This window comes from Bacteroidia bacterium (genome assembly GCA_033391075.1).
GTDB lineage: Bacteria > Bacteroidota > Bacteroidia > J057 > J057 > JAWPMV01.
The window spans coordinates 137,002-158,482 of sequence record JAWPMV010000002.1 but is presented as its reverse complement, the minus strand read 5'-3'; the positions used below and the strand labels follow the sequence as shown (position 1 = coordinate 158,482).

Annotated in this window: 16 protein-coding genes; 5 read left to right on the top strand and 11 right to left on the bottom strand. The window is 42.8% G+C overall.

Features of this window, described 5'->3' with window-relative positions:
- Positions 1-489: 489 nt before the first annotated feature.
- The 9 genes from R8P61_33060 to R8P61_33020 all read right to left on the bottom strand — a co-directional run bounded on the left by R8P61_33060 (position 490) and on the right by R8P61_33020 (position 9,945).
- Positions 490-2,046 (bottom strand): ThuA domain-containing protein, encoded by a 1,557-nt coding sequence (locus R8P61_33060; protein MDW3651951.1) that lies wholly within the window; start codon positions 2,044-2,046, stop codon positions 490-492.
- 249 nt (positions 2,047-2,295) lie between these two features.
- Positions 2,296-3,153 (bottom strand): hypothetical protein, encoded by an 858-nt coding sequence (locus tag R8P61_33055; protein ID MDW3651950.1) that lies wholly within the window; start codon positions 3,151-3,153, stop codon positions 2,296-2,298.
- Between the two features lie 19 nt (positions 3,154-3,172).
- Positions 3,173-4,339, bottom strand: coding sequence for a conjugative transposon protein TraM (traM, locus tag R8P61_33050; GenBank protein ID MDW3651949.1), 1,167 nt, complete (start codon positions 4,337-4,339; stop codon positions 3,173-3,175).
- Positions 4,332-5,261: a DUF4138 domain-containing protein gene (locus tag R8P61_33045; protein MDW3651948.1), complete on the bottom strand. Its 930-nt coding sequence runs from the start codon at positions 5,259-5,261 to the stop codon at positions 4,332-4,334. Before R8P61_33045 ends, traM begins: the two co-directional genes overlap by 8 nt.
- A gap of 11 nt (positions 5,262-5,272) precedes the next feature.
- The gene (locus R8P61_33040; protein MDW3651947.1) at positions 5,273-5,890 is read right to left on the bottom strand and encodes a hypothetical protein; all 618 of its coding nucleotides are present in this window, start codon (positions 5,888-5,890) and stop codon (positions 5,273-5,275) included.
- Between the two features lie 9 nt (positions 5,891-5,899).
- Positions 5,900-6,946, bottom strand: a complete 1,047-nt coding sequence (locus R8P61_33035) for a hypothetical protein (GenBank protein ID MDW3651946.1) — start codon at positions 6,944-6,946, stop codon at positions 5,900-5,902.
- A 2-nt stretch (positions 6,947-6,948) separates the two neighbouring features.
- Complete coding sequence (locus R8P61_33030) at positions 6,949-9,339, bottom strand: TraM recognition domain-containing protein (GenBank protein ID MDW3651945.1); 2,391 nt, start codon at positions 9,337-9,339, stop codon at positions 6,949-6,951.
- The gene (locus R8P61_33025; GenBank protein MDW3651944.1) at positions 9,336-9,611 is read right to left on the bottom strand and encodes a hypothetical protein; all 276 of its coding nucleotides are present in this window, start codon (positions 9,609-9,611) and stop codon (positions 9,336-9,338) included. Before R8P61_33025 ends, R8P61_33030 begins: the two co-directional genes overlap by 4 nt.
- Positions 9,612-9,675: 64 nt before the next feature.
- Positions 9,676-9,945 (bottom strand): hypothetical protein, encoded by a 270-nt coding sequence (locus tag R8P61_33020; GenBank protein ID MDW3651943.1) that lies wholly within the window; start codon positions 9,943-9,945, stop codon positions 9,676-9,678.
- A gap of 243 nt (positions 9,946-10,188) precedes the next feature.
- Between R8P61_33020 and R8P61_33015 the strand changes: the two genes are divergently transcribed.
- Complete coding sequence (locus tag R8P61_33015) at positions 10,189-10,623, top strand: hypothetical protein (protein ID MDW3651942.1); 435 nt, start codon at positions 10,189-10,191, stop codon at positions 10,621-10,623.
- Between the two features lie 1,434 nt (positions 10,624-12,057).
- A complete protein-coding gene (locus R8P61_33010; protein ID MDW3651941.1) occupies positions 12,058-13,971 on the top strand; it encodes a BT4734/BF3469 family protein in 1,914 nt (637 codons plus the stop codon).
- Positions 13,972-14,075: 104 nt separating this feature from the next.
- On the opposite strand, the gene R8P61_33005 is transcribed toward R8P61_33010, so the two are convergent.
- Together R8P61_33005 and R8P61_33000 are read right to left on the bottom strand one after the other, a co-directional pair.
- A complete protein-coding gene (locus R8P61_33005; GenBank protein ID MDW3651940.1) occupies positions 14,076-14,408 on the bottom strand; it encodes a hypothetical protein in 333 nt (110 codons plus the stop codon).
- A gap of 36 nt (positions 14,409-14,444) precedes the next feature.
- A complete protein-coding gene (locus R8P61_33000) occupies positions 14,445-15,695 on the bottom strand; it encodes a replication initiation protein (protein MDW3651939.1) in 1,251 nt (416 codons plus the stop codon).
- A gap of 918 nt (positions 15,696-16,613) precedes the next feature.
- On the opposite strand from R8P61_33000, the gene R8P61_32995 reads away from it, so the two are divergent.
- From R8P61_32995 to R8P61_32985, 3 genes are all read left to right on the top strand, one after another.
- Positions 16,614-17,408, top strand: coding sequence for a ParA family protein (locus R8P61_32995; GenBank protein ID MDW3651938.1), 795 nt, complete (start codon positions 16,614-16,616; stop codon positions 17,406-17,408).
- A complete protein-coding gene (locus R8P61_32990) occupies positions 17,395-17,814 on the top strand; it encodes a ribbon-helix-helix domain-containing protein (protein MDW3651937.1) in 420 nt (139 codons plus the stop codon). Before R8P61_32995 ends, R8P61_32990 begins: the two co-directional genes overlap by 14 nt.
- Before the next feature lie 1,355 nt (positions 17,815-19,169).
- On the top strand, positions 19,170-21,479 hold the full coding sequence (locus tag R8P61_32985; GenBank protein ID MDW3651936.1) for a tetratricopeptide repeat protein: 2,310 nt from the start codon (positions 19,170-19,172) through the stop codon (positions 21,477-21,479).
- Positions 21,480-21,481 lie beyond the last annotated feature (2 nt).

Genomic DNA, 21,481 nt, shown 5'->3' with positions numbered 1-21,481 from the left:
AGTTTCTATTCTTTTGTGTTTATTTTGTTTCTTCTAACAAAAATACGTCAAATTTTTATTTAATAGAGAGAGCATAATAGAAGGGAAGCTAAACAGAATTTTGGCTTAGATATCTAGATGCTAAGCTAGGGGATGGTAATATAGAATATTCGTCATGGTAGCACCGTCCATTAAATTAGGGCAAGAATGTCTTCTTTAGTGTATCAGTCCTATCAATAGTTAACATTATTAATAATAATGATTATCGTGCTTGAAGTTGGATGGGTTTTGAAAGTCAATTTCTGAGTGTTTAAGATTGCTTTTATTCCGTTTCAAAATTATCCTTACAAAATGAGTCTTGATAATCACTAATAGTGCTAACTAGGATTTGACCCAGAATAAGTAATTCTGGGTCAAAATTTAAACCAACTCATCAAAAAAGTGGTACTATTTCCCTTTTTGTTGGACAAGACCCCTATTCTCCTTCCTATCCAAATCCTGGAAACAGGCCTATTTTCTCAGAAACTTCGAAGAGAAATCTTCCATACCTATCCGGACTCTAAGTAGGTAAAGGCCTGCTTCCATATCTGAGAGATCTATTTCCAGGGAAAAGGGATTCTCTTCTTTCAAAAAACTTCCCCTTTTTATGAGCTCCCCGCTAAGGCTAAGAATCTCCCACTTCCCTTGCCCATGGCTGGTGGATTCAAAAGAGAAGGCAAGCTCTTTTGAAAGCGGATTAGGGAAAATCTTGAGCGGATTATGCGCCTCTTTCTCTTTAGCTTCCACGAGTAAAAAAAGAGAATCTACTCCTAATAGCTCTCCGGCATTTGCCTGCGCTTTAAGAAGCAGCTCTCCAGCTTGATCCAGGACATAGGAATAGCTAAAAGGAGAAGCGCTGCTTTTTACTAAGAGCTCCTCATTTAGAAAAAGTGCTAGCTCTCCCCCAAAATCCCTGGGAGTCTCGGAAAGGGCTGTATCCTCGGGATGAATGATGAGGGTATGAATGCTCAGGGTATCTCCTATTTTGTAAACAGGCTGATGATCTATTGAAAGTGCAAGCCCTAAACCCGCCTCATCTCTAATGGCAAAATTAGTATAGGCAGAGATGTAGTTGCCTTTATCTGTATAGGCCCGGATGATAAGTTCATAGAGACCGGGTTTACTGACTAAGATGGAAAAGTTCTCAAGGCCCGGCAGAGATGTGTATAGGCTGTCATTTAGGAGAATGGCCAGGCTATCTACTTCTCCGGAAAGGGCAGTTTCAAAAAAACGGCTTCTTACAGAGACTTGCTTGGGATAGCGTTTATAGGTCTTTCCGGATTTAGGAGAAAGAATCGTTACACCGGGAGGATAAGGCGAGGGATTTGGAAGTCTAAAGGCCGTAAAATAGATGGCCCTTTTGATCATTTTTTGGAAAAGGGGATTGCTTCGAAAACTTAAGGGATCTTCTCCCAATACGCTAAAAAAGGAGCGGGACGAATCAAGCCTGTGCAGATGGTTTTGATACCAGGCAATGGGCTTATTCTGGTAGGAAAAAAGCGGCTTAATATTCGATGAAGTAATTTCATAAGGGGGCAGGTATTCTCCTGTTTTCCAGGGAGCAGGAAAAGCTTCTGTTATGAGGTGATATCCTTCTTTTTCTAAATCCAGGAGAGCAAAAGAATCAGCGGAAGCTAAAAGTTTTGCCCCTAGTAGATTTTCGTAAAAGGGAAAATCATCAAAGGCCTCAGCCGCATGAGGTATTCCCACTACTCCCCCGCCCTCTCTGACAAACTGCTCAAAATTCCTCCGCTTCTCTTCACTCCAACTTAGCTTGCCCCGACTTGCCAAAAGAAGCGCATCATAAGTATCCAGCTCAGCCAAGCTATCTAAAAAATTAGATTCATAGCTTATCGATAAGGCTAAAGAAGGATCTGGGGCCAGGAAATTATAGATCTCAAAGGGTATTTCACTTGTGTCTCCTTCAGCGTATATCATACACTTGATAGGCGCTTTTTGAAGACTATCCTGAGCCCAGCTCTGAGCAATGACCAATAGGCAGACTAAGCATAAAAATATCTGTTTCATTGTTTGTTTGTTGTAGGTGAAAAATTCTATTTCCTAAGCTTTATCACTTTGCAGGGATTTAAGGCATATAATGGCCCTTGTTTTATCTTTCTTACAAGAGAGATGAATCCGCTTTCCAGCTCCTTTTCCGCTGAATTTAGGCTAGAGGAGTCCGGCTCTCCTTGCCGGGCTTTGTAAAGCTTTTCTTTTTCAAAGAGAATTTCACATAGCGCCCGGTACTCTTCTTTTTCCAGTTTTAGGATGTACATATTAATTATGCTGATCGGGCAAGATATCTTCCAGCGCCTCTGCCTGGGCCTGCAAAGCCTTGGCACGTACCGCCTGGATATCCACCCCTTTTTGTGCGTTTCCTTTTTCCAGGGCAAGCTCCAGCATATGGGCCGCCTTTTCCTGAAGCTCAATGGACTGAAGCATGGCATCTGAGGCTGCCTTTTGAGCCAGGATCCGCTCCCCATGGGTCATTTCCAAATTTCCTTCCTCTGCTACCTTTAGCCTGAGCTCTTCTGCTTTTTGGGCCATTTCTTCGGCCATGTTTGAATAGGACATAGCAAGGTGAAAGCGCCTTTTTTGGATCATCATTTCCGCCGCATACTTTTTTTCTGTATGCTCGGTCCTGGACTCCAAATGCTCTGCGTAATCTATGGCAGGATCATAGGCAGAGCTAAAGCGGTTGAAATACTCATAGAGCTCTCGTACATCCTGGCTGGTCTTCCCGCGGGAAAGTCTCCTGTGAAGCTCTGCCACATGGGGCATTTGGTAGCGGAAATACTGCGCAGGATTATCCACCAGCAGCATCGCATTTTCAAAGGCATTTTGCAGATCATTCCAGCGGAGGTTCTTTAGGCCCTTGAGTTTTTTCAGGTCTTCTCTCACCTTTTCTTGCAAGGCCCAAATCCGCATGATCTCATCCTTGGTAGATTTAGCCACATCGATATGGGTCTTTATCTGTTTGATGGTCTCTACCACTTTTTTAATGTGGACCGCTGCCTTGCCAATTTGCACCAGGGCATTGCCAAACTGAGCAGGGTCATAGGTGATAAATTGGGCCTTAGCTGTCTGCAGCTGAAAGGCCGTAAAAATTGTGAAGATGCATAAGATCTTTTTCATAGTTTTTGGCTTAAATTGATTAGTTAGGATAGACCTGAAAGATGAGGGGGTAATTGTTTGGCAGGCTTACTTTTCTGCTTTTTTCCCGCAGCCTGCTTCTGGCAATATTTCTTCCTGCATTTAAAAAAGCACCGGCATAGGGAATTTCAGAGAAGAGATCGTCGTAGATAGAATTAGCCGAATTTTCTACTTCTCTTTGCTCTCTTTCCTTGATGCGAGGATCATGATAGGCTATGCCTTCGATGAGGTCCTGATCAAAGACCTTCAGGCGGATGGGAAGCAGCTCTCCTTTTAGGTAAACCGCCTGAACTTCTGCCTTTACCCTACTATTGCCAAAAGCGCAAAGGCCCATTAGCTGACTAGCTGCCGGAAGCACTTCGCCGCTGGCTAGCAAGAGATCCTCAGCCAGGCGAAGTTTTATATACTGCCCGGCTCGTATTTTTTGATCTCCGGCTATATATCCCCTGACCCTGGCAATGGGGATTTCATCTTGCTTAAGCTTGCCGCGGCTAAGGGTATTAAAAATGATCTCCCCATTTTGCTCGCTACTAAACCTTTTTGCCAGAATTTCGTTTTTTTGCTGTACCCTAACATCATTATGACTTTTCGGATTCGATTTGGTTTTAGGGACATAATCTCCCTTAGAATAAAATTCCTTTTCCTTAACAGCGTAATGAGGGGAGGCCCTGTTCTCCCCACTTTTCTTCCTTCTGGAGCCTAGAGCTCTTCTATTTTCAAGCTCTCTTTTCTCCCACACATCTTCCCTTTCCTGTAAAACAGCAATAGCTTCTCCCTCTTTTTCTTTAGCTCCATAAATCTTCTCCCAGGACATAGAAATCCTCTCCAGGCGATCCGCCTCCAGGGCTTCCTTTTTCTCATTCCTCTTTCTATTTCGAATCTCCTGCAAATACTGCTCTTTTTTAGTAGGGACCTTGATCTTGGCGGGATCCTCCGATGAAACAGGATTCATGACAATGGGCGTTTTAGCCGCTCTGCTGCTTTGTATATATTTCAGATAGCCTATCGACAAAGCAGCCAGGATAAGAAGCAAAAGCCCCGCGCCTACGTATGCATAAAGCCTTAGCCGCCTTTTTTTTCGGCTACTAAGCTCCCGGGCATCTCCCCCTTTATCTGCTTTCAAATCCCCTGCTCCAATAAGGAGGTGTTTACGTCTGAGCTTATTCATCGAGTATGGGGGCTTTAAGGATGAGGGTATAGGGAATGGCAAGTTCCAGAGACCTATTGCCTTTTCGCTCTTGTAGTAAGACTTGAAGCCTGGCTTTTTTTCTGCTGGGGCTGTGGGGAAAGATCAGGTAGATCTCTTCTTCTCCATAAGGCTCTAAAACAAGGGGCTCTTCTTTATAAGCAAGCGCAATCATCCCTTGGATGTCCTGCAAAGACTTTCCCCTTACCGGCTCTCTTAGACTTAGCTCCAGCTTTTTTATCCGAAAGGGCAAAGAAGAGTGGTTTACTAGCCCCAGCCTTAGGTAGGTATATAAACTATCATTCCTTACAGCCTGCAGATTAAGCTCCAGCCCGTCTCTTTTTTGCCTGGGAGAAAGCTGCTCTCTTCCCAGCTTTTTTAAGCTATCTATCCTTGCCTGGAAATAAGTGATTTCTGCCTTATCTAGCTCCCCCAAAGCTTCCACCTTTTGTCCAGGAGCTTTGCTGACTTTATCTTCCTTTTGAAAAGCATTTCCTAGCGGATGATCCGGCTCTTTCTTTTTCGGGCTAAAAAACTCCATGGCCCGCCAATCAAAAAAGGGCTCTTGGGGCTTGGGAGCATAGGCTAAAAAGCCCTGGAAATAGCCTTCGGAGCCGTAGCGGACAAAAAGCGTAGTGGGCAATATCCCGTAGCTATCAGGCCTTGCTTTTAGCAAAAGCACTTTCTCATGGGTGGAAGCCTGGAAATGATTACTGCCCAAATCCACCAAACTCAAGGGCTGGGGAAAGATCATAACCGTAGTTCCTGCCTCCGATACAAAAATTGTATCCAGCTGATGCGGGCTAAGATTAAGCTGGGCCCTTCCTGCAAAGGGTCCCAGACTTAATAGCATCCAAAGTACAATCATTTTTAGCTCAGCTGTAAAGCTTCTACTTTTCTTCATGGCTAATTTTCCTATTCCTTTTCACCTAAAAATTGATTTTCATAAAGCACAAACTTCCAATCCTGAATCAGGAGCCCGTGCGGATTCTTCTCATTCCTGGGCCGTTTTGTCAGGCGAAAGCTGGCTCCTATAGGCAAAGCCTTTCTCTCCTTTCCATAGATCACGTATTGCCTTCCATAAACAGCTCCCCGGTAAGGCTCCTCTTGCATATCCAGGGCGATGGAGTCTATCTCTAGCTCTGAGCGGGAGCCGTATTTGATGTAGTTATCATGCACCTGTCCTTTTTGGAAATCCTCAAAAATCGCAGCCCCTTCTTTTTTTTCAATCAGGTGAAAAGCCGCTTCTATATGATCCCCATAGCTAAGCTCATCATGGGAAAACATCAGCCGCATAAATGCCTCGACATGGTTTCGGGCTTCATAGATCGTGGTCTCTCCCTCCTGCTGAAGCCGGGCGGGAAAACTCCCCCGAGAACTTACCACATATACCTTTCCTTCACCGGCAGCTGATAGCTGCTGGATATGCAAAAGCGCCCAGCCGAGGTTGGAAAGTATCAGCATGCCCAAACTCACAAGGGCAATGAGCCTAAGCTCTTTGTATCGTTGATGTTGGTCTAGTAAGGCTTTCATTTCTTAGCGTTAGCTTTTAGTATCTGAAAAAGAGGAATCGGAAAGTTTATAGCTGACCCTTGGATGGGAGCTATTATAGCTCAAGCTAGGCGGTCTGGGAATTTGCCTTTGATAGGGGCTTGATGTAGGAGAAGTACTAGCACTTAGCATGGAGGTCCCCCTGGCTAAAGTCGATCCTTTCGAGCTTTCTTCTATAGTCCTCCTTGCTGCTCCCGGGCCTGCTCCCATACGGGCCATTACCAGCATAGCTCCCCCGATTTGGGCAATCCTTGCCATAAAGCCTCCGGCTGCTCCTGTATGGATAAAGTAGTTCGTGATGGAGGGAACGATCAGGTACATAAAAAGCGCAACCAGGTTAAAGGCCAGCCCATAACCGGCATCCTGCATATCAGCAGAAAAGTTTTGCAATCCGTTTAGGTTATACTGAAATACCAGCTGATCTAAAATCCGTAAGCTCAGCTCCCAAAACTGCACCCCAACAAAGCCCTTTAGCCAGCTAAGCCCAGAGGCCTTAAATCCCGGCAAGGCAGAAAGCGCAATCGCAATAGGCCCCACTATATATAGAAAGACCAAGAGCATGGAACGGATAAGGCTAATCCCGGCCCGCACAATGAATAGCATCCCTTCCTGCAGGGCAGATAGTATCCAGGCCCTAAGACTCAAGATAGACTCAAATCCTGTAACAATAGGATCCCACCAATCATCGCTGGGATCTGCGTCGCTGGAAGAGGACATCGTTGCCTCTGCCATTTGCAATATCGCATCTCCGATCTCAGGCTTTCTGGGAACAGTATTAATGAGTCCGCTTATCAACAGGCAGCTCATCGAGATGATTTCCCCATAGAAGTTGACTACAAACATCAAAATCAAGGTTCTGATGAGCGGTCTATAGTCAATCTGAAAATCCCTATGCTCTATCACTGACTTTACATAGCTATAGGCCAGCATGGCAATTAGAAATACAGGCAAGCTGAGCTTAGCTGCATAAAGCACCGAGCCTGAGATTCCGTAGCCTATCGTTACAAACTGAGCGTGTATACCGCTAATATTCCCCATGCTTAAGACTTTTGTTTAAAGTTTTTAGATTTCTCTTCCACAAACTGATCCAATGCATGGCTGACCGCTGCCCGTTCTTTAATTAGCCGGCTTAATTCATTTCGCTCATCCGGCTTGGAGGAAAGCACCGCCATTTCATGGGGAGAAACCTCCAGCAGGTAGACCTTGCCATAATCTCCTTGCTTGATAAACAGCTCCCGAAAGTCTTTCATCACCCTCACAGAATGAATCTTATCCCGCTCATGCGGACTAAAGCCCAGCAGATGCGAAAGCTTTTCTACCTGGGTGCTGTCAGTATGATTGAGAATGATTTGGGTATCTGCATTAGCTAGTATCGCCGGGCCCACAGCCGAAGCAGTGATCTCTGCAATGCCCTGGGTAATGATGCACATCGAACCCTTATTCTTCCGAACGGTGCGATACATATTCTCCACAAATTCTCCCATTGAATCGGCCAGCATGGACCAGGCTTCATCCATGTAGATGTACTTGCGCTGATTAGGGTAGGCCCGTATCTGATCCAGGGCAAGCTCGGTGATAAGTAAAGCGATGATGGGATACAACAGCAGATTGCTTTTGACCCTCGCCATATCAAAACAGATAAGCGGAAACTGAGAGATATCTATATCCGTTTCTGCGTTTAGCACCTCCTTATACTCCCCCCTTACAAAGGGTTGAAGGGTGATAAGAAAGGAAGCAAAGTCAAAGCTGGACTTCATTTTTTCTAGCTCCTCCCCTCCCCCATCTATAAAGCCTTCCAGCCAGCTATAAAAATCAGAGATCTTCAAGATTCTCTCTTCTGCCTCGGTATAAAATTTGGGAATCAGCAAAGAAAGAATCGAGCGTTCGGCCTGACTCAGTTTAGCTCCTCCCTTCCAAAGAGTGGCCAAAAGTGAGATTAAAAAAGTGAGTTTATCTCCCGAGAGGTATCTTTTCCCTGCTTTATTTTTCGGAAGTAAAAAGGGATTAAAAGACAAAGGATGCTCCGGCTCGTATTCATAATACTTCCCATCCAAAGCCGTCAGGGCATTTTTATAACTGCCTCCATTATCTATGATGATTTGCCGGTGCCCCTTTTCATGCCTTTGAATAATAAAAGAGCCCACCGTAAAAGACTTACCCGAACCCGAGGGGCCAATCACCAAAGCATTTTGATTATTTAGCGCTGTATTATAAAGCTCTACCCGTAAGGGATTTCTATAACGGTCAAGAAGCCTGATGCCCTCTTTGCCCTTTTTATAACTCCCGCTAAGGTCCAGGTAGCAAAGCGCATTTTCAGCCCGCATCAATAGCCCCCTATATCCCTGATAGCTATTTCCAGGAGCTGCTGCAAAAAAGAGATTTGCTGTATCATAGCTCTCGACCCATCCCCTGGCTCCTGACATTTTTCTTATAGCTGCCAGGGCCTCATCTGCATAGGCCCCTAAGCTATCCTCTCTTTCGCTCCAAAGAAGTAGCGATACATGTGCAGACACTAGCTGCTCGCTATTTATTCTCACTTCAGCGGTAAATGCCTCTATCTCCGCTGAGCGTATCTCATGATCCTGAGCAGATAAAAAATCAAGACTGGCATTTAGTTTCTTATCCAAATCCAGGGCCTTTAGCTCTTTGTCTCTATCTTCTATCCGAAAGCTCGTTGAGACGATATGGGGAATACAGAGCTCTTCTCCCAGGGGGGAAGAAAAGTAAGAAGCTACGCCTCCTTTTAGCATGAGCTCATCTGCCACTGCCCCCTGCTCTGTAAGGCTAATAACCAAGGCGCGCTTCTCACCTATTTGCATAGCCCCTTTCTCCATTGTCATACTTCTTTCATAGCCTTGGGGCTGATGGATAAAATCCAGGTTGAAAAAGGCTTTATACAGCTGATCCAGTTCTTGATCCCCCAGCCGCTTTATTTCCAGGCCCTGCCTACTAAACAATCCTTCCAACTCAGCTCCTGTTTTTTCTACTTTTTGAGCCCTTTCCTTCAGGCCCGAAAAAGGATCTTTGCCAAGTGCCCGTCCAAAAGAGAAAAAACTATTGACAGGATTGGCAGCGGGCTGATCTTCTTTGCCCAGGGAAAAAAACAGATAGCTTTCATGACTCAGGATAAGTCTGTGGTAAAAGTGCTGATGGGCCTTCCTTTCAAAATAGCCCTGCCCCCTGCCCTTGTCTTCAAAAGCCTGGTGATAATAGATATCCAGCTTTTGTAAAGTGGAGCCTGGCGGTAAATTTTTAAGCCCTGCCATGAGCGCTAGCTTTTCTGCCCGAATCTCTGCCCCTGTCTTTTGCTCTTTTTCTGCCAAATCCAGCCGAAAGCCTATCGCAACTCTTCCGTCTTTTAAGAGCAGCTTCTCATCCGAGATTTCCTGAACTGGGATAAGCCGCTCCAAACTCCTTTGTTTTCTTCTCATGACCCTATATCTTTTGCCTGGAAAAAGTGGTAGGAAATGTAGCTAAGCAAAAAGCTGGGATGCTTTTGCCTGGCAGCTCTTCTAAGTAAAAGGTATAGCCCCATAATGAGCAAAACAGAGAGCAGGTAAAAGCTCAAAGGAACCTTAATAACTACTCCTGCCAAAGAGCCTCCCAAGACACTTAGCATAAATAAGCAGATCAGCATGCCCAGCTCTTGCAAGGGCAGGCCCAGCACATAGGACCTCCGTTCGAGGGATTTATAAATTTTCATATCGCTAAGGGAAGGGGAGCAAAGAATCCAAAGGCCTTACTCCCTAATTTTTAATAACTAAGTCCTAGATATTCTCTATAGCTCCTAAAGAAGAGAAGTCAGCCACCAGCAAGCTAAAGCCAAACCAAACAAGCGCTGCTACAATAAGCAGCACCAGGTTCCGGGTCGCATTGGGGGAGCCTTGCACAAAGGCAGCTACCGTTTTTATGATCCCAATAACGATCACAATCACAAATAGTACATTGGCAATAGCCACGATCCAGTCTTTTACCCCCGTCAAGGCAGCAGAAACTCCCGCTCCCGTCGCCTGAGCCAGGCTCAGCGAGGGAAGCATAAGGGAGAAAGCAATTACTGAGGCGCTTTTTTTTGAGAACAGAGTTCTTCGAATCCTTTTGTTTATCTCCCTTTTTAGAGATGAGCTGTCTTTGTTCATTGTCTTACTATTAATACCTAAGTCTCTGTTCTCATAGATATTATATGACAATATTGTAATTATATTTTATTAATTCCAAATCTCCCCACATTATTTTGTATTTCTCTCCCCTTTTTTTCTTATTGAATATCTATTACAAAACCTATGAAATACTACCAGCTCTCCTCCAAAACACATCCCGAGCTAAACTTCTACGGCAGCCTCAAAGAGATCTATGAGTTCGTAGAACGTAGCGGATACAAAGGAAAAACCGAAGTCATTCACGGCTACCCTTTACCGGCCGAAGGAGACATCGCCATCGAGGAGAGTTACATGAAAAAGCCCAATACCCTCAGACTTTCGCATGAGGTCTGGCATGTCTTTGATAAAATCGTTCAGCAAAAGGAAGGCTTTAATAACCGCGTGGATGCGATCTCTTACCTCGTTCAGCTCTATGAGCAGATGGACGGCTTTGGCCCTTTACAGGTAAAAACTTCAGAAGGACTAAAGGAATATAGATCCCTAAAAGAATTTATTGAGCTTAGGCCCTTTTTTGAGGACCAGGGATATGATAAGGGGTTTTCGATTGAGTTTCAGTAATTTGGCCCACTACTAAATACTTTATGCTAAATTAGCAGCTATTAGCCTTGTTTTTCGCAGGCTAATTCTATCTACCTAAGCTCCCTACCCATAAGGGAGCTTTTTATTGCTAATTCTCTTGCTATGTATAAAAAAGCCCTCCTAAAAGAGGGCCTTGCTACATGGGATTATAGCTAACATATTACATTAACATCTAATCTTCTCATCAAAGAAAAGTCTGAACCATTTGTCCAGACTTTACTAAACTTCCTTGATACGATAGTAATTATTTGTAAGAGCGTAAAAATAGAGACCCCTCGCTTTAGTTTTTTGATCCTCTACGCGAATAGTCAAATTTCAAGCCTAAGCTGAAACTCTCTTTACTAATTCCCCCTAACAATTTGGGAGCGCTGGAGCTGAAGCAATCGAAAGCAGCTGAGAGTTTTTCTTCGGACTAAATAGACAATGCAGCATGTAAAGAATACCCAAATATCTCCCTAGGCCCCAATCAACTCAGCTATACCGTAAAAAAAAGCCCTTAGGAAAAGGGCTTTCAATTGGACTATAAATAACTGGTTTGACTAATCGAATGTATCTACAAAGATCCGCATCAGTATCGGGCCTTCTATTTACCCTGATACGTATTGATTTCCTTCTGAAGTAAAATTATTGCTAAAATCTTTATGGCAGCCAAAATTTGTTCAAATGGTCAAATTTTTTGATTGTTTGGAACTATTTACAAATAAGCTGCTTGGCAAATAAACTATATCTCTACCTAGAGTAAGCCCCCAGTATTCCGTTCAGCAAAAAGCCCTCTTATAAGAGGGCTCCTGGGAATAAATGAACGTATACAAAGTCGAATGGATTACTTCATCAGTACATAAACTCATGTTGATATATTCCCTTGGCAATAGAAAAAAAATGGAATCAATATCCCATACTACCCTAATTCCTTAAGCAATAAATAGTCTTCTGTAACAGCAGTTATTTTTTGACTGCTTTAGGTTCATATATCCTCCTCAATGGGCCTCTGCTATTTTTTAGCCTTCTATTTTTTATTCTAAATCATTCCTGCCATCTTAGGTTTGGAAATTCATGCTATATCACTAAACGATCGCCTAGATCTTTAGCATATAGCTACTAAAGAGCATTGAATCCGGAGCTTTTGCCCCGGATTTTTTTTGCCTGAGTTTTAAGATTTGGTTTTTATATTTTGTATTTGTCATACATTTTTGTCATAATTGTTCATTCGGTTTTTCGAACTACCCAGGTATTTAGGTAGTTGATCACCTAGGCTTTAAGCCTCCTGCATAAGGATGCTCTAAGCCCTGAAACTCATTTGACAAAACCATCATGTTTGGGAATTCTTCCCCTGGGATAGCTACATCCCTATCTGTTGCGCCTTCCCTGAAGGCTCCTATCGCTAATTGCTTAAGTATAGGGACAATTTATCAGATGATAAAAGGACCCTTCTTTAAGCAAAAGACCATTCTTGCCCAGAAAAAGCGCAAACTTTCTCTTTCAGACTATCAGGATTTTAAGGCGGCTCATTTTCCTGCTTTTTTGCCGCATGCTCGAATTGATCCGGAAAAGAACAAGAATCTGGCAAATTGCTCTACTCACTCTGGGCTTCTAGCCATTGAGTATGATAAGCTCCTTAGCTCAGAGCTTCTAAAGGCCAAAGCCCTACTCTCTAGCCTGCCCTGGATATCTCTCATCTATACCTCAATTTCAGGAAAAGGGCTTTGCGCCTTTGTGTATCTCCCCCACTTAAGTCTAAAAAATCATAGCATCTATTATGAAGCAGTAGCTAGCTACCTCGATAATTACCTCGATCTTTGCCATGATCCCTCCGGGGCCAATCTCAATCGCCTCCGATTTTTTTCTTATGATCCAGAAGTTTATTTCAATCCCTCTCCCCTCCCCTGCCCTGTCAAGCCTACTGCTGCTAATAGCCTCAAGAACGTTCCTCCCAAGAATTACACATATGGAATGTTAGGAAAAGAAAGCAGGGAATATCATTTGCTTCGCTCCATTTACCAAAAGCTACGCGATCAGGGCCTTGCTCTCTTTTCTTCTTATACCTCCTGGTTACAAGGAGCCTATGCCCTTATAAATACTTTCCACCTGACCCTTGCCAAAGAGCTTTTCCATCTACTTGCATCTTTATCGCCTGGCTATAAATTCTTTCAGGCCGAAGAGAAGCTTTCAAAAGTAATTGAGAGCATCAAGCGAAATATCCATTCCTCGCGCCTGCGCTTAGGCTTTGGGAGCCTTATCTATCTGCTCAAAAAAGCCATACAAGGCAGCAGCTTAAAGCTTTGGCAGTTTTATCGTAAAAGATTGTACGTACAAGCTCAAAAGGAGCTATTCGCTTTTATGCCAGGAACTGCCATAAAGCTTAAACTAAGAAGGGCAAAGCTCCTTCGTTTCATGCATCGCTACGCAGGCCTAGAAGCTTTAGCGCCCCATTTATCTACCCTTAAATATCTATCCCACAGATTCAAAGTAAGCCCTTCACAGATATCTTCAGACCTAAAGGCCTTAAAAGAAGCAGGGCTCATTACCATTACTTTACAAGAAAAGCACTCGCTTAATAGAGCTCATAAGCTCCAACTTTCTGAAAAAGCGCTCGATCTGCTTTGCCGTGCCAAGAACCCTCCAGCAAAAGAGCTGGCAATAGCTACAAAAGCTAAAAACACTCATTTAGCGCAATCTGGCCCATCTTCTAATTTTAAGCCCCTATATATAAATATTCCTTTGGAAGCCTCTACGAGTCCCTCTTCTTCTTCCTCAAAAAATAAAAAAAGAGAAATTCCCGCTCAAAAACAGGCTCCAGATCGGGAAAGGGAGGGGTCAAGGGGAGGGAAAACCCATTTGCCGCCTCAGATCCTCCCCATTGCCAGGAAGGCATGGGAAAAATTCTGCGCTTCCTTAGCTCAAACAAACACCCATAATCGCCCCGGACCCAAGACAGCCCAGCTTTTTGCCAAAATTGCCCTCAAACACCCCCAGAAAATCTATGCAATTGCCCAGCAAATCGTGAACAAATCCCCGGGCAAAACACCCTATTTTTGGCTATACGATCATTGCTATTCCCTAAATGCCCATGGGCCAATCTTAAATTACTCCCTCAGCAAACAGGACTTGGAAAAACTCTCCCGGATGAAAGTGCCTCCCGCCGAAAGAATGCGGATTATTTCCAGAGAAGATGTGGATTTTCCGGTCCTTTCCCTTCAAGGATGGAGCAAATACCCGCTTTCTGTGCCCAGCGGAATCGTGTACTGTACTTCCATTAAAGGGAAGCTTTGGCTGAACCAAGGAGGAAGGAAGGTCATTTATGGGGATTTGGATCCTATTGGAATATAATTCTAGCCTTTCCAGCTTAATAAAATCAACTGATTCAATCAGATATGGGGTAGGTGAACCTCCTCATGAACATAAAGGAAAAACACGAAATACAGGTTAAATTTTCACCCATAATCATCATAGGTGATCCCCCTTCTTCTCAAATCCATCACCAAAGCCGAAACATAGTAATCAAACCACTCCTTAAATACCTTAAAGCTCCGAACTTTGGGCCAATCATTCGGATCGGTCCACATCCCAAGGAGTTCATTTTCAAAAATTTGCTTGAAATACTTTTTTATCATTTTTTCCTCCTCTACAAAATCATCTTCAATGAGGTAGGTATTAAAGGATTTCATCTCTCGAGGAAAGGGATGCTGAGGATCAGTGCTATCCACCCAATCATAAAATGGATCTTTGGGTACAATGGTGATTGCTCCCCTGTTAATGCCATTCATAACGTAAAAAATTAGAGCCTACTTACCTAAGGTACATTATTCTCTCATCAAATCTCCGGGATCCTCTATCCCCGTCCGTTCACAAAACTCGACCCAACTCATGCCTTTGGCTAGTTGCCTGTTGCGATAAGCCTCAGGTTCTTTTTTCTGCTGATGCTTTCGGAATTCGATTACTCTTTCGACTATGCTAGCCCAGACATGAGAAAAATCGCCACCTGGATCGAAGCTCTCTTTGTTGATCCACCAATTGGCAATAACTGCAGGTGTATACTCGAAGGCTTTATCTCGAATATGATCCAGGGCCAATTTTACGAAAAGGTCTTCATAACCATCCAGGGCTTCTCCTTTGATTCGGGGAATGATTCTGCGAAAGGCGATGCCTTCATACAGACCTGCTTCAACCAATAAATTGTAGGCTTTGCACTGGGCATAGGTGAGTACATTGAGGTCCCGATCTTCCGGCACCATGTCAAATAAGGAGAGTTGACTTTCCGGAGCTTCAGGCAGGCTCATGTCCGGATTATGCTTGGGCTTCTGATCGATCACCACAAAGGTCAAACCTGATACTGCACGACCTTTTTTCTGACGCTCTACTTCAATGATTTTTATGGAGGTGTATTCATTGATCTGATTCACACACTTCTGAACTACATAGCGGTTGAAGTCCTTGAATTGACCTTTATATTTATCCTGGATCCCCAAGAGATCTTTCAAATCTTCCAGTTCATAGGATACGCGGGTAACGTTCCGGTATTTTCGCTCTTCTTCTCTTTTGGCTTTCAAGGCAAAGAATAGGCGCACAGCAAAGCGGGAACTTAAAGGCCGAACTTCGACCACATGGATTTGCGCGTACTTTTTCAGGCCAATCAGAAAAGGCACCATGTCCTCCCCAAATTTGAAGCGGATCACAGGTTCACGTGTCTCATCGTCGATAAAGACTTTCCGAGATTGTATCCAGACCACTTCATTGGGCAATTCGAAACCGTCGTAAGTAACTCCCGATGGAAAACGAACTTTCTTTCCCACAACATCACTCAAAATGGAATCCAGCCTTTCCCCAAAACTTCCCCATTTCTTGCTTTCATCCGTTTTCAACAATTTCTTGAAGTTCTTGATCGGAACATCAACCTGGTAAAGTTTTTCCGAAAAAGGATTAACACCCGTAACCAAATAAGAGAGAATTAGCTGTTGATTTGCGGTAAAATCATAGCGTGCATGCAACAAGAAACTATTTGCAATTCTTGCTACGGGATTGGGGGCTGTCATGAGTTCCTGTCCTACTGCCATTTGTATAAGTTAAGCTTCAATAAAAATCTCTCAGATCATGAAACATGAGCCGGATTTTAGGAACATAAACTGCGATTAATCTGCAAGGTACAGATAAGGTGGAAAGATTCCAGAAATAGTTTTCCACCAAACCCCACATTCCTTCCACCTTTCAGGCGAATTTACCCACAAAGCTTCCACGTATTTCAAGCTACGCTCCCACATCTCTTCCACCTTAGCCTTTGACAAATACCCACAATCCTTCCACCTTTAGGTATGCTTTTTCGCAAAAATCCTTTCATATAACGATTAAATGACCTTTTAAGGGCAGAATTTCCTTTATCATGGAATCTCCTCAATCTCTCCCACATTCCTTCCACTTTAACTTAAAGCAATACTTTAAGGCATCTCCCACAAAGCTTCCACCTTTCGTTAAAAATGCCCACAATCCTTCCACCTTTTGGCTATTTTGCTAGAAAATCAACTTGTTTAATGAGAAACTTTCAGGTTTCTTCTTTGAAAAGCTGGTTAAATAAGCTTTCCCCAAAGCTTCCACCTTTAGCTCTAGTTCAGAAAATTCCTCCCACATGCTTTCCACCTATAGTCCGAATATGCCCACAAAGCTTCCCCAGTTTCCCCACAATACTTCCACCTATTGCCCACAATGCTTCCACTTGATAAAACGTAAAGTGCTGATAATCATCGAAATGTGGCAACTGTAAAGTATTTAAAAGAAAAAAAAGAAAGATAAAAGTCTTAAGATTTTTATATATAGATTATTAAGAAGATAGGTTTCTAGCCCCAATTTCTTCCACCTTAATTTGATAGCACCTGAAAATCAAATACATACCTAGGCAAAGGGTATTTTTTTGAGAGAATCCTAAAAATTTCTTGTTTGTCTAGGGCTTTTGATAGACTTTTAGGACCTAAAATACTTGAATGATAGTTCCCATAGCTGTACGAAAAGGAGGCAATGGCAAAAGTACCACTACCAATGCCCTGGCTTTCGGATTGATATCCAAAGGCTACAAAGTTTTGGTGATTGACATTGACTCCCAACGCAATCAAAATATCTCCTTCAATTTCTTTGAAGAACCGGAAAATACCCTTTACGATGTGCTGATGTTTCAGGCGGGTTTGGCCAGAAAGGGTCCGGATATCAAAGATTGCATCCTCTCATTTGGGGAAGGAAAACCTGATCTGATTCCTGCCATCGAGGATTTGACTTTATTGGATTCCTTATTGCCTTCCCGACCCAATTCGGATTATTTTTTTCGGGATGCCATTGCGCCGATTAATGATCAGTATGATTTCATTTTGATTGATTGCCCTCCTTCGCTCAATTATCTTCCCCTTTCGGTCTTGAATGCAGCAGATAGCGTATTGATTCCGGTTACCCTGGAGTCTTTGCCCGTTCGAGGAGTTTCCGATTTCATCAACCAGGTCTCAAAACAGGTAGTAGCTACCGGGATCAATCCCAAACTGGAAGTGCTGGGAGTGCTTGTGACTATGGCGAATACCAATCCGATTTTGTCCCGAGGACTCCTGGAGGAAATCAAAGAGCAATTGGGAGATTTGGTCTTTGATACCATGATTCGTCGGAACATTGCGTTATCTGAAGCCCAGCATATGGGGCAGGACATTTTCAGCTATGCACCTGAAAGTAATGGAGCAAAAGATTATCTTGCATTTACCGAAGAATTTTTAAGCCGAATAAAAGATGGCAAAGGATAAAAAAGATTTGCTCAGAGGGAGAAACCGAAACATCCTCCAGGTGAAGGCGGATGAAATTCGAGAAGAGGAAAAAGTAACTCCCTCCCCTACTCTACCTCCAAAGGTTTCTGACAAGGAGATTTCCACATCGGAAGTTGAGGAAAAAACGGAAACAAAATCCAAGGCCAAGCGAAAGAAGAAATCCCGTGCGCAATCCGAATTGCCTAAAGGTGTCAGACGCTTTACGGCTTATCTGCATGAGGATGATATTGCCCGCTTGAAAGAGATCAGTTCTCACACTCAGATTCCTGTTAAAGACTTGATGAATGAAGCCATCAAGGATTATTTGAAGTCACGCTGGGATGAAAAGGAACTCAAGGAATTTCGTGAGGCAAATGCTCGATTTTTCAAATACCGGCTCCCTTAAGAATCAGAAAACACCAAACTGATTTTTTTTGATTCTTGCTGAATCAGTAGGAATTATCCTGAGTCACCTTGATTCATAAAGGAATAATCCAAGCATAAAATTTTTGAATGCTCAGCCAACCTAAGGTGAGATTCGATAGGAATCAGTGTGAATCAATATAATTCATTTTGAATTAAATGGAATCTTTTTGAATTATCATGATTCTTGCTGAATCAGCAGATATTTGCTGTGCGAATCACATCTGTTCAACTCGTAAGAAGCACCTATGACGAGAGATAGATTTTACTTTCGTAGCTAAAAACTTACTTTGTTCTTAGTACTTCGCTTTGTGTTCAAGGGGGTATAAATGCGCGTAGGAAATATTTCTGCTTCTGAATGGGTAAGTAGGTGTTATGAAAAAGATCGTGCCTTAGAAGGTGATTTTTGAAATGGGAGATTTGCGGCTTGGGGGACCCACCACCACTGTCTCCATTCCCTTCTCCTAATAGGATTAAGGAGTGTACGCACGGCGAAAACATCCAAGCTACCATACATGAGTCGTGTCCCTGTGTACGCAATAGGGAAAGTGGGCCTGAGTTGAAGGGTCCCAGGAATCTCCCAAAACAATAGCTTTTCTGGTATTTCTTTCTATTCATCAAATCCTGTATTTTAGGCTTACACTAAAGAATGCATTGTTCTAAAGTCCTATTACCTATTCATAATAAATGGTCTAAGGGTTTTCCGTATATCCCCATACCTCAAGAGTCCCTTTCTTTGTAAAAGAAGAAACTCAACCCATGTCAGAAACACTGCCCCACATATTCCTCTCCTTCGCCAATGACTCTAATGGCGCATTTCTTCATGCCTTAGAGCCCGAACGAAGAGCCTTGAGAAGCGAACTGGCCGTATTCCAACGAAATGGCTGGGGCTATTACCATAGCTCTTCCAGTTCTGCGGCTGGACATTTGATCGAAGACCTCCAACTCTACCCTCGCCAAATTAGCATCTTTCACTTTTCGGGCCATGCGGATGGGGAAAGTCTTCAGTTGGAAAGCTCGAGCAAGGAAAGGCAAGACCTCGATAAAAACAACCTGCTCTCCATCCTCAAAGAAGAGGCACAAAACAACCTACAACTGGTCTTTCTGAATGCTTGCGAAACAAAAGGGATGCTAGAGGGATTGCAGGAACTGAACGTACCTGCAGTAATCTTGACAGATACGGTAATACCCGATCGGCAGGCAAAGGAGTTCTCTCTGGCCTTTTATCGATCGCTATTAAACGGAAGTACCCTGGGAAGCGCGTTTTCACAGGCCAAAACCATAATTGCCTCAAAGGATTCCGAGTCTCGTATCTTCAGAAAAATTGATCTTAGCTTTTTGAAAAACAAAACAGGGGGAGATGAAATTCCCTGGGGCCTTTATGTGCAGGATGATACCGTTCTCAATTGGAGATTGTTGGAAGGCAAAGCCTCAGACCCCAAATCGGAAACCAAAGCCCTTAACAAAATCCCCGGATCGCATCAGGACTTTGTAGGCCGGGATAAGGAACTCCGAGAACTTAGATACATGCTCCAAAAAGAAAAACCGGTGCTGCTGCTTAATGGCATCGGCGGTATCGGTAAAACCACCCTGGCTCGTCAATATCTGCATAACAATTACTTCCATTTCGACAGAGTTTTATGGGTATCGGTTTTGAGTGAGCAAGCGGATGAGGAGAAAGGTTTTCAAACAGCTACAGAAGCCATTGGAAATGATATCGAGCTGCTGGAACACTTAGGGATGGTCTTCGACAAAGAACAAAGTGCTGCTGACAGGGTAGGGGAGATGCTTAAAAGATTACGGACTCAAACAGGCAAAAATCTACTGATCATAGATAATGCAGGTTTTTCATTGGAGGAGATTCGCAGAGATCTCCCTCAGGCTCCTCACTGGCAAGTGCTTATTACTTCCCGAAAGGAACTTTCTGGTCTTGCAGTAAAAAGACTGGACGAACTCCCTCGGGAAGAAGCATTGGAATTATTCTACCTGCACTATCCACAAAGGAAATATGAGGCTGAGGATGTTGAATCGCTTTTGGAGCATATTGGCTATCATACCTTGACTTTGGAGCTCTTTGCCAAGACTTGTCAAAAGAGTCCGAGTACGACTCCAGAGAAGATTTTGAAATTACTTCAAGAGAAAGATTTGGAAAAGCTTAGTCGGAAGGTATTTGTGGAGCATAGTGATCGGGAGGTAGAAGTTTATGGGTATTTATTGGCGGCTTTTGAGCTGCATGAATTATCAGAAGATGAGTTGAGGGTTTTGATTCAGTGGGCTGTTCTACCTTCCAAAGAGATTTCATGGAAGCATCTCTGTCAAATTTTTGATAACGAGGGAGAAGACAAATCCTCTTTTGAAGATGTTATAATAGGATTATTTGAGAAAGGTTGGATATATAAGATTCCCGAAAAAGATACATTTCACATTCATCAACTTGTTCAAGAATTAATCAGGTTTAAAATAGAACCTTCTATTAATAACTGCACAAAACTTATATCTGGAATAAGCAAACGATTTGATGGAACAGGAAATGAATTTGGATTAGATGTATTGGATAAGATTGATTATGCCCTCTATGCTGAATCAATTTTAAAACATATAGCAGATGAAAAAGGAAGATTAAGCAGTTTAAAAAAGAACCTTCCTTATGTTCTTTATTTTATGGGTAAGGTTGAGGCCTCACTTTTTCTAGCTAAAACCACCCTTACGAGTTATTTAGAGAGTTTTGGCGAAAATCACCCCAAGGTTGCCGATAGTAGATATACCTTATCGATTTTATATAATGAACTTGGTAGATATCATGAAGCTCATGAACTACTAGAAGCATCGATAAAATCAGATATTTTAAACTTCGGGATGGAGAATGCAAGAGTTTCAAGAAAAAAAAGTGATATGGCTATTGTTTTAGGTGGATTAGGATATGATGATGAAGCTACAAGGCTATATACAAGTGCAATGGATATTGATCTAAAAATTCATGATGGAAACCATCCGATCATCTCAATTAGAAGAGCCAATTTAGCAACTAATTTAAGTAGTCGAGGATTTCATGGATGTGCATTGATATTAATGAAGCTGGTGCTCGAATCTGATTTAGAAAGGTATGGAGAAGACCATTTTGTAATTACCAATCATAGATCCAATCTAGCACAAATTTATCAGCGCCAAGGGCAATATGAAAAAGCCATTAACTTACTTGAAATGGCGATTAATTCTACTAAAAAAATATTTGGAGAAGGAAGCCCTAAAATTTCTCTTTACATGTATGAACTTGCCTGGATATATCTTGAAACTAAGGAAGTAGAAAAAGCCTTAGAGTTATCAGAACGGATCTTAGTTTCAGATCTTCAGAAGTTTGGAGAACAATATAGGTTTATATCAGTCTATAAATATCAAATAGCAACTATTTATAGTCATATGGGAAAATTAGAAAAAGCGAAAATCCTGTTTGAAGAATTGATTGAACATTATGGGAAAAATAATGACTCAGACATTTGGTTGGCAAAGAACGGCTTAGCTCATGTTTATCGAGATTTGGGTGAAACGGGCAAAGCGAGAAAATTATTCCAGAATATTTATGAATATTATAGAGAATTATTAGGAGAAGAACACACAACTACAATCTTATATAAAAGGCAGTTGGATTAAAC

Bases quoted from the DNA above. Each gene is read 5' to 3' on its own strand.
- R8P61_33045 (MDW3651948.1), bottom strand. From the start codon at position 5,261: ATGAAGAAAAGTAGAAGCTTTACAGCTGAGCTAAAAATGATTGTACTT.
- R8P61_33060 (MDW3651951.1), bottom strand. From the start codon at position 2,046: ATGAAACAGATATTTTTATGCTTAGTCTGCCTATTGGTCATTGCTCAG.
- R8P61_33055 (MDW3651950.1), bottom strand. From the start codon at position 3,153: ATGAAAAAGATCTTATGCATCTTCACAATTTTTACGGCCTTTCAGCTG.
- R8P61_33015 (MDW3651942.1), top strand. From the start codon at position 10,189: ATGAAATACTACCAGCTCTCCTCCAAAACACATCCCGAGCTAAACTTC.
- R8P61_32990 (MDW3651937.1), top strand. From the start codon at position 17,395: ATGGCAAAGGATAAAAAAGATTTGCTCAGAGGGAGAAACCGAAACATC.
- R8P61_33025 (MDW3651944.1), bottom strand. From the start codon at position 9,611: ATGAAAATTTATAAATCCCTCGAACGGAGGTCCTATGTGCTGGGCCTG.
- R8P61_33000 (MDW3651939.1), bottom strand. From the start codon at position 15,695: ATGGCAGTAGGACAGGAACTCATGACAGCCCCCAATCCCGTAGCAAGA.
- R8P61_33035 (MDW3651946.1), bottom strand. From the start codon at position 6,946: ATGGGGAATATTAGCGGTATACACGCTCAGTTTGTAACGATAGGCTAC.
- R8P61_33010 (MDW3651941.1), top strand. From the start codon at position 12,058: ATGATAAAAGGACCCTTCTTTAAGCAAAAGACCATTCTTGCCCAGAAA.
- R8P61_33040 (MDW3651947.1), bottom strand. From the start codon at position 5,890: ATGAAAGCCTTACTAGACCAACATCAACGATACAAAGAGCTTAGGCTC.
- R8P61_32995 (MDW3651938.1), top strand. From the start codon at position 16,614: ATGATAGTTCCCATAGCTGTACGAAAAGGAGGCAATGGCAAAAGTACC.
- R8P61_33005 (MDW3651940.1), bottom strand. From the start codon at position 14,408: ATGAATGGCATTAACAGGGGAGCAATCACCATTGTACCCAAAGATCCA.
- R8P61_33020 (MDW3651943.1), bottom strand. From the start codon at position 9,945: ATGCTTCCCTCGCTGAGCCTGGCTCAGGCGACGGGAGCGGGAGTTTCT.
- R8P61_33030 (MDW3651945.1), bottom strand. From the start codon at position 9,339: ATGAGAAGAAAACAAAGGAGTTTGGAGCGGCTTATCCCAGTTCAGGAA.
- traM (MDW3651949.1), bottom strand. From the start codon at position 4,339: ATGAATAAGCTCAGACGTAAACACCTCCTTATTGGAGCAGGGGATTTG.